The following is a 13,261-nucleotide window of genomic DNA, read 5'->3' as shown; positions in this document are numbered from 1 at the left end:
CATAGTATCATGAGCGCCGTTGGAAAATCATACTTTTTTTTAGTCTAACAAACTTTTTGTTTGACATTCGAAAAGTTTGTGTTACCATTTTGCTCAGAATAACCTACAACCTGTGAGGGGGAAAACCGGCATGGAATCAATTCAGGATGAATTCGGATTTTTGAGCGATCTCGTGACAGGGCTGGCCGCTCAATTCGGCGAGAACTGCGAGGTCGTGCTGCATGATTTGACGGGTTCTTACGAGAGCTCCATCGTCGCAATTGCGAACGGTCATATTACAGGCCGTAAAGTTGGGGATCCCGGCACGAATCTAGGTCTTGAGCTGCTGCGAGGCAATCATGTAAACGGCAACAAATTTAACTATTTAACACAAACGAAGGACGGCCGCATATTGCGATCCAGCTCGATGTATATGAAAAATAAAGCAGGCAAAATCATCGGTTCACTTTGTATCAACATGGACATCACCGATCTGATGGTTGCCGAGAAAACACTGAAGAATCTCATCAATCCCGGTGAACAAACCGAGATCAAGGAATCCTTCGTGACGAGCGTGAGCGACCTGCTCGATGCCCTCATTCAAGAAGCGCAAGAGGTCATCGGCAAGCCCGTTGCCGTCATGACCAAAGAAGATAAGATGCGTATGATTCAACTTCTCGATGCCAAAGGCGCTTTTCTCATTAAAAAAGGCGGCGAGAAAATTTGCACGTATTTAAACATTTCCAAATACACCCTGTACAGCCATCTGGAAGAAGGCAAAAGTAACGCGAAAGAGAGTGAATCGGTATGACTATCTCCCTAGAAACGCCTTGCGTCATCATTGATACGGATATCATGGCTCGAAATATAGCAACCATGGCTGACCGAGTCAGTCAACATAGCGGTGTGAAGTTACGACCGCATGCGAAGACGCACAAGCTCCCATCGGTTGCCCAGCTTCAAATCGACGCAGGTGCCGTAGGCATTACCGTCGCCAAAGTTTCTGAAGCTGAGGTGATGGCAGCTCATGGGATTCGCAGTATTTTTATCGCTTACCCGTTGGTGACCGTGAGCAAAATCGAACGAGCTATTCGCCTTAGCAAAGGGATTGAGCTGATTGTTGGTGTAGACAGCTTGGCAGGTGCCCAGCTGATGGAGCAAACGGCTGCCAAGCATGGGCATACCTTGCAGGTTCGCCTCGAGATCGATACCGGGCTGCGCAGAACCGGTGTGCCTTACGAGGCGGCAGACGCGCTTGCCGCGGAAATTGCCCGCTTGCCGCACCTGCGGCTGACCGGCATCTACACGTTCCGCGGCTCCTTGCTTGCCGGCAAGCCCACGCTCGACGTGGCGGCCGCCGGCTTGGAAGAAGGCCAGCTGATGGTGCAGCTGGCTGATCGCCTTAGAGCTGCTGGCATCGCCATCGCGGATGTCAGCGTTGGCTCCACGCCGACGGCTTTGTATGCCGCGGCCGCCCAAGGCGTGACGGAGGTTCGCCCCGGCACCTACGTCTATCAAGACCGGATGCAGGCGCAACTTGGCGTCTGCGAGCTCGAAGACTGCGCCGGCAGCGTGCTTGTCACCGTCGTGAGCCGTCCTTCAGCGGATCTGGCGATCGTGGACGGCGGCAGCAAAACCTTCGCGACCGATGTGCAGCCAGGCACGAATCCCTTGCAGCTCAACGGCTTCGGCCATATTCATGGCCTAGAAGATGCGCTTCTCGTTCGAATGACAGAAGAGCATGGCATGGTTGAGCTTGGCCCTCTGGCGCAGGCCGCCAACCTGCAAGTGGGCGACCAGCTGCGCATTATTCCGAATCATATTTGTAGTACCGTTAACCTGCATAATCATGTTGTCATGCAGCGTGGAGACACATTTGAACGCTTGCCTGTGCTTGCACGGGGCATGCTGGAATAAATTCGGGAGGTCACCCATCATGTTGGATCTTATTTTGAAAAACGGACGCATCGTCGATGGCACTGGAAATCCTTGGTTTGCTGGCGATGTCGGTATACAAGGTAACGAAATCGTCGCTGTTGGTCAGCTTCATGAGGATGCCGTTCGCGTCATCGATGTGAATAAACAAGTGATTTCCCCTGGCTTCATTGATGGCCATTGCCATTCCGATCTGATGATCTTCGATTACCCGCACAGTGAAATCAAAATGCGTCAAGGCGTAACGGCTGAGGTCGTAGGCAACTGCGGTCTCGCCCCTGCTCCCTTCGTCCCCTCCCAAGCTGAGCTTCTCCAGAGCTATGTCCAGCCGGTGCTCGGTCAGACCAAATGGCAATGGCCTTGGGAATCGGTTGCAGAATATATGGATGCTGTTGCAAACTCGCGTCCATCTGAGCATATAGCCACCTATGTTGCGCATGGCGCACTGCGTATTGCGGTGATGGGCTTTGCCAATCGCCCAGCAACTCCGCAGGAAATTACGCAGATGAAAATCATGCTCGAAGATGGCCTGCGGGCTGGCGCGATTGGCTTCTCCATCGGACTGCTCTATGCGCCCGGCAGCTACACGAGCAAGGAAGAAATTGCGGAGTTATGCTCCGTGCTGCCGAAGTATAACGGCCTCTTCTCCACGCATATTCGCGGGGAAGGCAACAACCTTTTACCTTCCGTGAAGGAAGTCATCTGGATTGCCGAGAGGGCTGGCGTTTCACTTCACATCTCTCATCTCAAAGCAGCAGGCAAGCGCAACTGGGGGCAAATCACCGATGCATTGGAGCTGATTGAGGATGCACGCTCACGCGGCATGGACGTTACTTGCGATGTCTACCCGTATAATGCAGGCTCCACCAGCTTAACGACGATCCTACCTCCGTGGGTACTCGAGGGCGGGATTGAAAGCGCGCTTGAAGTGCTGCGTGATCCATCGTTACGTGCCCGTGTCCGCGAAGAATTGAGCCACGAACAGACGACTTGGGACAACCTGATCTGCTCCACAGGCTGGCAAAGTGTATTCCTCTCCGCTATGCACACGGAGAAAAACCGCCATCTCGAAGGCAAACACCTTGCTGAGATTAGCGAAATTCGCGGGCAGGAGCCAGCGGAATGTATGATGGATCTCCTTTTGGAAGAAGAAGGCCGTATCTCGATCGTCTACTTCCATATGTCTGATGCTGATGTGGGACAAGTTGTCGCATACGATAAATCACTTATCGCATCAGATAGTCTCACTTGTGATACCGGGAAGCCGCACCCACGCTTATATGGGACGTTTCCACGCGTATTTGCGAAGTATGTCCGCGAGCACCGCATTCTAACCTTGGAGCAAGCCGTACGCAAGGTGACATCGTTCCCAGTGCAGCGCTTCAAGCTAGGTAAGCGGGGGTTGATCGTCCCTGGCTACATCGCTGATGTAGCGGTGTTTAATCCTGAAACCATTCAGGATCATGCGACGTTTGAGAATCCGAGGCAGTATCCGGATGGCATCTCGCATGTTGTGGTGAATGGTGCTCTATCTTTAACAGGCGGTCAGCACACGCATGCTCGGGAAGGCAGCTTTATTCGCGCACAGCATTGCTGCCGGCACTAATCTATTGAACGAAACTTAAAAACTTAAACTTAACTTTGACTTGGAGGTCATTCCTATGTCCGTTATTGAACAACGTTTGCAAGAGCTTGGTATCACGCTTCCCCCCTCCCCAGAACCGCGTTTCACTTATATTCCATGTAATCAAACTGGTAATTTGATTTACTTGTCTGGCCAAGATTGCCGTATCAACGGTGAGTTGATGTATGAGGGTAAACTCGGCCGTGAAGTTACGATTGAGCAAGGCCAAGCCGCAGCTCGTCAAACGATCATCAACTGCTTAGCCGTAATGAAAGGTTATTTAGGTGATTTAGATCGCGTAGTCAAAATCGTAAAAATGCTCGGATTCGTCAATAGTGAATCCGGATTCGGCGACCAGCCGTATGTTATCAACGGCGCTTCTAACCTACTCGTTGACATCTTTGGTGAAAATGGCAAGCATGCCCGCTCTGCCATCGGCACTAGTGATCTGCCTTTCCACACGCCAGTGGAAATTGAGTTGATTGTTGAAATTCGCGACTAGGGATTGCAGGGGTACGAATGCTCGAACAAAAAGGAACCTCGGACTTTATACTACGTCCGAGGTTTTTCCTTTATAGACCGATTGCCGCGCCTCTTTCAAGCCGTAGAATCTGTTTCTCTCCTGTTTCCGCTAATTCACGGAATTGTGTAATCGTTTCGCGCATTTTCGGGAGCGCTTCCTGCTTATAAGTACTGATGGCATGCAAGGCTTCAAAGCTGTCAGCGAATGCTTTTTTGAGTGAGTCTACTGAAATACTGGCCTCAATAGCGCCTTTTTGAATCTCCACACCTTGTTGCTTGAGCATCTGCCCTGTATGTTCTATGAACGTGTTCGTGGTGGTGTATAAGGCATTCAGTTGTTTAAGCACCACACGTTGGTTCGCCAATGCACTCGCAGCCGTAACGGCGACGCGTAACGCTGCTACCGTAACTGTGCTTGCACGATCAACCCCGCGAATAAGTTCCTTATTATTCCGGATAACGACCTCAAAGGTGATGAACCCTTGTTGATTAACCGCCATCATCGCTTGCATATCCAACGTCCTCTGACGAAGTGGAAATAGCACCTCTTCGGTAATGAACAGGATCTTCTCAGGGTCATCATTTCGGGCTTTGGCGAGCGCGATTTGAGCTTCAATGGTTTCATCCATATAAGAGATTAATTGGATCTCTTTCCGAAGCTTTTTGGTAAGATCGCGAAGCGCGTGCTGTTCGAGAAGAAGCGTCGTATTATCATCCTTCAAACCTAATTTCCCTTTATTCAGCGTTTCGATAATCTCGGCAATGACCATATCCGCCTTATCGAACTGATGGAAGTAGGAGCGAAGTGGGTTAAAAAACTTCCCCAGAAACCCGCGTTTGGCGAAATCGATCCCACTGGGATCGAGATCCTTCATTTGCAACTGAAGCTCCCCAAGCCCTTTGGCAACGATCCCTCCCTCATCGCCAGCCTTCGAAAGCTTCCCTATCGTTACTTGGAGCAAAGCGTTTTTCTGCGAGGATGCTCGCATCGTCTCGATGCCGAAGTTTTCTACCGCCGCCAAAATATTTTTTCGTTTCTCCAGCGAATCGAGATCGATCTCCATGATCGTTTGCACATTCTGTTCCGCTTGTGCCTTTAGTTTAACAACTTCCTCCGGAACTGGCTTTACTTGTTCCTCTACAACTGCCTTAAGCTCCTCTTCTCCTGCAATTTCCATCGAAAATGACATTGCGGCTCCCCCTTTGAACGGTAAGTTAACCTTACATCTGAACGTTAAGCAGGTTACTGATTTTATAAACGACATCATCCGTATCCGCATTGATGCTCGCTGCTTCGTTGATACTCGAGATGCTCTGAAGCGCTTGAATATCGGCATTGTAACCAATCGTATAGATGGGAATTTGAAACGTCTCTATTAATCCGCTAATGTCTTTCAAGGAATGACCCGCATTGGTTTCTCCATCACTTAATACGAAAATAAGCGGTTTAACATTGGGATCCGCAGCCATATAATCTTCCAGCATTTTCATGGCAACGACAATGGCATCGAAAGTTGCTGTCCCGCCGCCTGCTTGGAGACTACCTACAGTACCGACAAAAAGCGATTGTTGATTCGTATCGTACTTGGCAATAGGGAGATTGACCGTCACCCCGTTGGCATATGATACAAGACCAATTCTATTTTCTTTGCCTAGGTATTTCTGACCTTTGAGCAGGGATTCTTTCAATCGGTTAAGCGGCTTACCGTCCATGCTTCCAGATACATCCGTGACAAAGACAGCAGCAAGTGGTTTACTTCCGTTCTTCTTTTCTTTCCAGACCTTTTGCGCAGAAGAAAGTGTGCTTCCATCTATGGGAGCGAGTTCACTCTTGTAATCTTCTAGCCCATTGAACCCTTTATCTTTGGCTGTTTGTTGATATTTGGCCTGTGTAACGAATTCAGCAAATTGTTTAATCACATCAAGTTTCGCTGACGGCAGATCACCGATGGCATAGAGCGGGCTATCATGTCTATATCCAAAAGGTGTAAAGACATAGTCCTTACTAAGCTCCGCCGCATTCTGGAAGGTCTGGTATTCCAGCACGAATCCATCCAGCATCCCTGACTTCGCAGCATCTCGCATTTGTATGGTTGTAGACGCGATAAAGGGTACGTTCGTTTGGAATTTTTCAAATTCTTGCACAGCCTTCTCACTGATTGGATTTTTACTATCAAATGTACTTAATGCCGTTACAAGAAAATTAAGGCCTGTCGAGCTCGCGAACGGGTCTGTATAGCCCATGGCAAATTCGTTATTTGAAATAGCTTCCGTTACTGTATTTACATTGATGGATCCGTACTTCGTAACGAGGGCATCATACTTTTTCTTAGAAATAACGATGCCAGGAACATTGCCAACAAGACGTTTCGTGACCAACTGTATCTTCGGGCCGCCCGCTTTGATCATCTCTCCCCATAGCTCGTTCGAAGGTGTAAAGGCATCTGGCACATATTTACCCGACTTGATATAGTCCGTCGCCGTTCCAGAAGCAATATTACGAATCTTCACAGATGCAGGCTGCCCGTTTACCTGAATGCGTGCTTTATTAAATTCATTCGCTACATCCGTTAACCAACCATCCACGCCACTGCCTGATTTCTCCGTCGAGGAGAAAATTTCCACGAAATTATCCGTCGTGTTATTCACCGTAATTGGAAATTTCGAAATATCAGGCAGTGATGAGGCAACATCGGCTGGGTTAATGTCAATCTGACCTTTGACCGGAGTTCCGTTCACCACTGCGATCTTTGAGTAAATCTTGTTCAATTGCTTTGCCGCATCTTCGACTGTAACTTGACTTGGGGATTTGCCTAAATTGGCTGTGAAGGAAACGCCGAAATAGACGGAGATAAATACAATAACCACAATAAGGCCCGATATAAGGAAGAACTTCATTTTGTTCATCTTTTGTGCCACCTCTACTGTTTGTAGAATTGTGTTTGCTTTATCAAAGCGTCAATCTCTTGCATACCTGGCATTTGCCCAATATCGCCCATCTCCAAGCTATCAAGGCGAGAAATTTCTAACAGCAACTTATCCAATTTGAGCAAAATTTCTTCATTCGTATGTAAAGAGCTTTTAACAAACGAAATATGTGCTTTATAAACGGTTCTCTTTTCTTGAAGAAGCAGGGGGGACAACTCACTCATGTTCTGATTGGCGACACTTCGAAACTCGTCTTCGTCGAACACATGGAGACGGTTTATCATACTCCGAATATTGTGAAAAAATAACTTCTCCACCTCTTGCGTCGTAAAAGCAAATTTCTGAAAGCTAAGTCCACCCGGTTCAAACCTCTGGATGAGTATACTTCGCAACGTCTCTTGTTTTTTGCGCATTCGCTCCAATTGATGCAAAGCAAGTGAGATTTCTTGCGCTAGGGATTTCACACCTTTGAATTGTTTCAAAGCACCCTCAAAATCTTCAGGGCTATTCATCTGCTTTACGGGGAGTCGAACGTTTTGCTTCATTAATACGCCGTAAATGCCATATAGCAATACAAGTGTACTTGCGAGCAGAATAGACACGGTCATTGCAGTTTGCAACGCACTGTGGCCGAGTCCAATGCCAAGAAATCCTGGTGAAAGCATAAGAATATCAAACACAACGACCCCACCCGTAATCACAAACAATTTCATTATTTTATTTGCGGTTACAATCAAAGGGACTAACTCCTCTCTTATCAATCTCCACTCCCCTAATTCACAAGGAAAACGTCAGTTAGATTATTATCGTACTAAGAATGCTGATATAGGATTATATGCAGGACACACAGTACATATCTGCTTCTTCTTGGTGATTGTGAAAGGAAAGATGTCCTTGAGCCATCATACACTCGTACAGAAATAACAAAGGGCTGTCCCTCAGAAGTAGATAAATCTACTTGGGGACAGCCCTAGTTTTTATGAAATTATTATAAATCTTTTATTCGAACGAACCAAACAACTCACGTAGATAATCACGACGCCCATGCAAAATCCGATGGATAATTACTATATCATCCAAAATTCTATAGAATACCAAATATGGATTCACCACAATAAATCGATATCCACTTTGTATAAGTGAATATTCCTCATCTGATAATACTGAACCTATATTGGGAAAATCCGGTACACTTGAAATGTGACGATCTAACTTTTCCAGCATGTCTTCCGCGGCGGAAACATTTTCTTGGGATATATACGAAAATATTTCATCCATATCATCAACGGCTGTTGGAGAATATTTGATCTTATTCTTTTGCGGCATTGATCTTCCTCCGCATCCTAGCCATTACTTGATCATGGTCTAGTAATTCTGCTCCTTCGGCAATCTGCTTTTCTGCGATCAATAGCTTAGATTGTAATTTATATCGAGCTTCCATCCGTCGGTATGCCTCATGACTCATAACAACTAAATCGGCTTCTCCGTTACGCGTTAGAATCACAGGCTCATCAATTTCATGGCAATATTTTGAAAACCCATTGTAATCCTGTCGAATTGTCGTTGAGGGTTTTATATTCATCCTTTACAACCCCTTTCCAAATGACATTATTCTGACTTTATTATATCATTAAAATATTATACTTTGCCACTGACACCAAATATAAAGTACAAAGTCCGCAATCATTACGATTGCTGACTTTCAGATAGTTCCCTATAAGTAACTCTGCCCAGCACCCACCTCACACCCGAAACCGCCCTATCAACCCCTGCAACTCCGCAGCCATGCTGCTCAGCACCGTCGCGGAGGACACGATCTCCTCCATGCTCGCATACTGACCCTCGATGTTGGCGGAGACGTTCTTCGCGCCCGCAGCAGTCTGCCCCGCGACTTCGTCAATGGCGCGAATCACGCCAACGGCGACGAGCGTCTTCTCGGAGATTTCCGCCGAGCAGCCCGCCACTTCCTCGATCTGACGAGCGACCTCGTCCATCGCAGACCGAATGCGACTGAACGTCGCGCCCGCTTCACCGACGACCTCAAGCCCCGTCGCCACCTCGCGGCTTCCCGCCTCGGTGGAGCACATCACATCTCTTGTTTCCTCTTGAACACTCGTCACAAGAGATGCCACTTCCTTCGCCGCTGCGCCGGTCTGCATGGATAGCTTGCGGACTTCCTCCGCAACCACCGCAAACCCTTTGCCAGCGACGCCTGCCCGTGCCGCTTCAATCGAAGCATTGAGCGCGAGCATATTCGTCTGCCGCGCAATACCGGCGATCATCGCATTCGCGTTAACGATTTTCTCCGAACGGCCGCTCAACCTATGGACGGATGCCGCGAGTTCATTCATCTTCTGGTCGATAGCCTTCATTTGTACCATTGCCGTCTCAATCGCCGCCGTACCTTCCCCAGCCTCCTGCTGCGCAAACAAAGACTGCTTATTTGCCATTTGCGTCACACTGGCAATTTGCGTAACAGCTGCTGACATTTCCTCCATGATGGCAACGCCTTGGTGCACACTGCCTACCTGCGAATTCGTACCTTGCGAGATGATCTGAATCGTACCTGTGATCCGTTCTGATAACTCACAAACCTGATTGGAATTCGCACTAAGCTCTTCCGATGCCGAGGCCACCTGCTCCGCGCTGCTGCCAACTTGGCGAATCAAACCTTGCAGATTCCCTTTCATCTGATTGAAGGCTGATGCTAAATCACGCAATTCATCGCGGCTTTTCACCGCAATATCACCAACCGATAGATCACAATTCGCGATTCGATCCGCCGCTTTCACCATGGAACGCACTGGCGTAACAATGCTTCGCGACACCAAGAGACCAATCACTAAAGCGAATACTAACGCAGCTCCACTCACCCAAATAAGCGTCTTAATCGTGGATATAACGGTCTTATGATTCTGAGCAGAAGCATCTGCCTGCATGACCGCTTCAAGTTCTTCAATTTTCGCAGCTGCTTGTGTCAACGTTTCCGTCGTCGGGATCGCCCACTGCATCGCTTCAGCTTTCGCTAGAGTCGTATCTCCTTTTTCTCCGTAAGCAACGACTTTTTGAACCAACCTAGCAAAAGTCTGGTTGGCTTCCAACATAGCCCCGACTGCGGATTGCTCCTCCTCATTCCCGCCCGTATCTTTCATTTTGGTAATAATCGAGGATAGAGTTGCATTCATATCCGTCAAACGCTTTTCCCTGTCTTTCGTCGGGTCCAGCACATAACCAAATAGTAGACTCGTTTGCATCTGAGTTTTTTCTTTAATTTCCGCTACATCCTGAAGGAGCCTCACATTCGTATCGAGCAGCTCCGTATACGAGTTGTCTACTTTTTTGACGTATGCATACGACAGCCCACTAGTGATCCCAACTAACAGGGATACGAGGACGAAAGCCCCCACCAGTTTAGTTTGTAAAGAAATAAATAAAAGTCGCTTCATCCAATTAGGCCTGTCGTAGTTAGTGTTCATTGTCGTGTCTCCCATTCCGTAGTAAACGCTTACAAATCTTCTGCTAAAAAAGGCTGCCGATAATTTCGACAGCCTCAAACTCTTACTTCGAATTCATATATTTCCGCATATCAAACGCTACCGCAGCAACGATGATGACACCTTTGATAATCAACTGCCAGTACGGGCTGATTCCGATAAACGTCAAACCGTAGTTGATAACGCTGAAAATCAATACCCCTGCAAGAACACCCGGCACCGTTCCGATACCACCCGAAGTCGATACACCACCGACGACGCAAGCTGCGATCGCATCAAGCTCGTACATGTTCCCGTAGTTATTCGTTGCTCCACCTGTTCTTGCTGCTTCCAATACTCCTGCAAGTCCGTATAGCGCACCAGCAATCCCGTAGATATAGATCAGGTAACGGTTTACGTTAATACCAGAAACGACCGCGGCGTGAATGTTTCCGCCAATGGCGTACATGTATTTCCCAAGCTTCGTTTTGTTAAACACGATCCAGACGATAATCGCAACCACAATTGCGAAAATAACGATATATGGAATCGAGTATGAGGCGCTGGAACCAATGGAACCCGTTCCTAGCTTACTAAAATCAGGTCTCAGACCACCGATCGGTTGTGATTGGTTCGGCTTCATATCGAAGTACAAGGAGTTCGCACCATATACGGCAACCATGGTTCCTAATGTCGCGATAAACGGTGGAACCCGCAGCTTTGCTACGACAATCCCGTTAATAAGACCAATGGCAAGACCTGCGATAATCGCGATAATGATCGGAATAAACAACGGCAGATGCGGCAGGTCTGGGAAAAATCTTCTGCCATATTCCTGCGTTTGCAGCATGGAAGCAGAGATTACCGCGGTTAAACCAACAATTCGCCCTGCGGACAAATCCGTTCCGCCGGTGATAAGAATGAAAGCTGCACCCAATGCAATAATAACACGTGTAGATGACTGCAATAAGATATCACGTAGGATGCTTACGGATAAAAAGCGTGGATCATAAATCGCGATCCCAATGACTAGAACAACTAGTACGATGTAGATAGCGTATTTGGTAATGAACCCACTAAGGTCTCTGGATTTCAATGTTTCTGTTTTGGTAGTCATGGTTCTAGGCCCCCTCCATTATGCCATATGCTGTGCAGCAAGGCGCATAATCTCTTCTTCTGTTGCTTTATTTCCTTCTACAATGCCCGTAAGACGTCCCTCACACATAACCATAATTCGGTCTGACATCCCAAGAAGCTCGGGCATTTCAGAAGAGATCATGATAATACTTTTCCCCTGCTTCGCAAGGTCAGCAATGATGGAGTAAATCTCAAATTTCGCTCCTACGTCAATTCCCCGTGTCGGTTCATCGAGAAGGAGTACATCAGGTTCAGTGAGCAGCCATCTGGCAAGCAAAACCTTTTGTTGATTACCACCGGACAAATTCTTAATTAGCGCATGCATATTCGGCGTTTTCACGCGCAGCATTTCGATACTTTGTTTGACTTCTGCTTTACGTTTCGCTTCTTGAATGAAGCCTAGTGGATTCATATAACGGCCCAAATTGGCAATGACCGTGTTCTCCAAGACCGATAACACTGGGAAAATCCCCGTTACACGGCGCTCTTCCGTCAGCAAAGCAATCTTCTGCTTAATCGCATCCATCGGCGACTTGAGCTTCACAGGCTTCCCGTGAATGGAGATGCTTCCTGAAGCAATGCCTCTCATCCCGAACAGAGATTCAATCAATTCTGTCCGTTGTGCACCAACAAGTCCGCCAACGCCGAGAATTTCACCTTTTTTCAGCTCAAAAGACACATTCTTGAACGATTTCGGAACGACCGAAGTCAAGTCCTCAACCTTCATCAATACACCATCAGGTACATTGCTGCGCTCAGGGAAACGCTCTTTCAAATCACGTCCAACCATCTTCGAGATGATCATGTCCGTGGTAAGCTCGGATGATGCCCATGTACCAATTTTGGTACCATCACGCATAATCGTTACTTCATCCGAAATTTCCAAAATCTCTTCCATTTTATGTGAAATATAGATGATCGAAACACCGCGGCTTTTCAGATCGCGAATGATACGAAACAACTGCTCAACTTCATTACCCGTAAGCGATGAAGTCGGCTCATCCATAACAATGACTTTCGAATTGAAAGAAACAGCCTTGGCAATTTCAATGGATTGCACTTTGGATACCGACAGGGTACCTACCAGTGTATCCGGTTTAATGTCCATTTGGAGTTGTTTAAACAAACTTTCTGTATCTGTACGCATTTTTTTATGGTCCACTAATTTCAAAGGTCCGATACCTTTTAGCGGGAATCTGCCTAACCAAATGTTCTCCATCACATTGCGATGAGGAACGGGGTGAAGCTCTTGATGAATCATGGAAATGCCATTCGCTAACGCATCCTTGGAGTTCGTAATCGAAGCTACTTCTCCATTAAGCTTGATTTCTCCACCATCGGGCTTATAAATACCAAACAGGCATTTCATGAGCGTCGATTTACCCGCACCGTTCTCTCCCATCAGCGCATGTACGCTTCCTGGACGAACTTTGAGGGTGACGTTATCCAGCGCCTTGACGCCGGGGAACTCTTTGGAGATTTGTTTCATTTCCAATAAATAGTCATGTACAGTCATGGTAACTCCCCCTACAGCTCACGATAATCCCCACAAAGTGAAGCCTTTATTCGAAGCTTATTTCTCTTTATCTTTGCACGGGTTTTAAAATAAACGGCTACGCCGTCCTACCTAGACGGGAGCGTTTATCCAAAAATATAAGCATAA

At 47.4% G+C, this 13,261-nt stretch carries 12 protein-coding genes; 4 read left to right on the top strand and 8 right to left on the bottom strand.

What is annotated here, in order from left to right; genetic code table 11:
* Positions 1-130: 130 nt before the first annotated feature.
* The 4 genes from AC58P7_RS31255 to AC58P7_RS31240 are packed head-to-tail and all read left to right on the top strand — an operon-like array spanning position 131 to position 4,040.
* Positions 131-790 (top strand): helix-turn-helix transcriptional regulator, encoded by a 660-nt coding sequence (locus tag AC58P7_RS31255; RefSeq protein WP_497349955.1) that lies wholly within the window; start codon positions 131-133, stop codon positions 788-790.
* Positions 787-1,896, top strand: coding sequence for an alanine racemase (locus AC58P7_RS31250; protein WP_497349953.1), 1,110 nt, complete (start codon positions 787-789; stop codon positions 1,894-1,896). The genes AC58P7_RS31255 and AC58P7_RS31250 overlap by 4 nt, the downstream gene beginning before the upstream one ends.
* A gap of 19 nt (positions 1,897-1,915) precedes the next feature.
* On the top strand, positions 1,916-3,520 hold the full coding sequence (locus AC58P7_RS31245; RefSeq protein WP_497349951.1) for an N-acyl-D-amino-acid deacylase family protein: 1,605 nt from the start codon (positions 1,916-1,918) through the stop codon (positions 3,518-3,520).
* Positions 3,521-3,575: 55 nt separating this feature from the next.
* Entirely contained in the window at positions 3,576-4,040 is a 465-nt protein-coding gene (locus AC58P7_RS31240; protein ID WP_497349949.1) for a RidA family protein, read from the top strand.
* 70 nt (positions 4,041-4,110) lie between these two features.
* On the opposite strand, the gene AC58P7_RS31235 is transcribed toward AC58P7_RS31240, so the two are convergent.
* The 8 genes from AC58P7_RS31235 to AC58P7_RS31200 form a co-directional block, all read right to left on the bottom strand.
* Positions 4,111-5,250, bottom strand: coding sequence for a toxic anion resistance protein (locus AC58P7_RS31235; protein WP_497349947.1), 1,140 nt, complete (start codon positions 5,248-5,250; stop codon positions 4,111-4,113).
* Between the two features lie 31 nt (positions 5,251-5,281).
* Positions 5,282-6,967 carry a vWA domain-containing protein gene (locus tag AC58P7_RS31230; RefSeq protein ID WP_497349946.1) on the bottom strand — a complete coding sequence of 562 codons (1,686 nt, stop codon included), beginning with the start codon at positions 6,965-6,967 and terminating at the stop codon, positions 5,282-5,284.
* Positions 6,968-6,981: 14 nt separating this feature from the next.
* Complete coding sequence (locus AC58P7_RS31225; protein ID WP_497349944.1) at positions 6,982-7,725, bottom strand: hypothetical protein; 744 nt, start codon at positions 7,723-7,725, stop codon at positions 6,982-6,984.
* A gap of 262 nt (positions 7,726-7,987) precedes the next feature.
* A complete protein-coding gene (locus AC58P7_RS31220; protein ID WP_497349942.1) occupies positions 7,988-8,314 on the bottom strand; it encodes a type II toxin-antitoxin system RelE/ParE family toxin in 327 nt (108 codons plus the stop codon).
* Positions 8,298-8,570, bottom strand: coding sequence for a type II toxin-antitoxin system Phd/YefM family antitoxin (locus AC58P7_RS31215; RefSeq protein ID WP_497349941.1), 273 nt, complete (start codon positions 8,568-8,570; stop codon positions 8,298-8,300). The genes AC58P7_RS31220 and AC58P7_RS31215 overlap by 17 nt, the downstream gene beginning before the upstream one ends.
* Positions 8,571-8,730: 160 nt before the next feature.
* Positions 8,731-10,464 (bottom strand): methyl-accepting chemotaxis protein, encoded by a 1,734-nt coding sequence (locus tag AC58P7_RS31210; RefSeq protein ID WP_497349939.1) that lies wholly within the window; start codon positions 10,462-10,464, stop codon positions 8,731-8,733.
* An 82-nt stretch (positions 10,465-10,546) separates the two neighbouring features.
* Positions 10,547-11,578 (bottom strand): galactose/methyl galactoside ABC transporter permease MglC, encoded by a 1,032-nt coding sequence (gene mglC / locus AC58P7_RS31205; protein ID WP_497349937.1) that lies wholly within the window; start codon positions 11,576-11,578, stop codon positions 10,547-10,549.
* Between the two features lie 18 nt (positions 11,579-11,596).
* On the bottom strand, positions 11,597-13,114 hold the full coding sequence (locus AC58P7_RS31200) for a sugar ABC transporter ATP-binding protein (RefSeq protein ID WP_497349935.1): 1,518 nt from the start codon (positions 13,112-13,114) through the stop codon (positions 11,597-11,599).
* Between the last annotated feature and the right edge of the window lie 147 nt (positions 13,115-13,261).

The organism is Paenibacillus sp. J22FR5, assembly GCF_059691975.1.
Note: the sequence above shows the minus strand (reverse complement) of the source record. Positions and strands in the feature narration are given on the sequence as shown.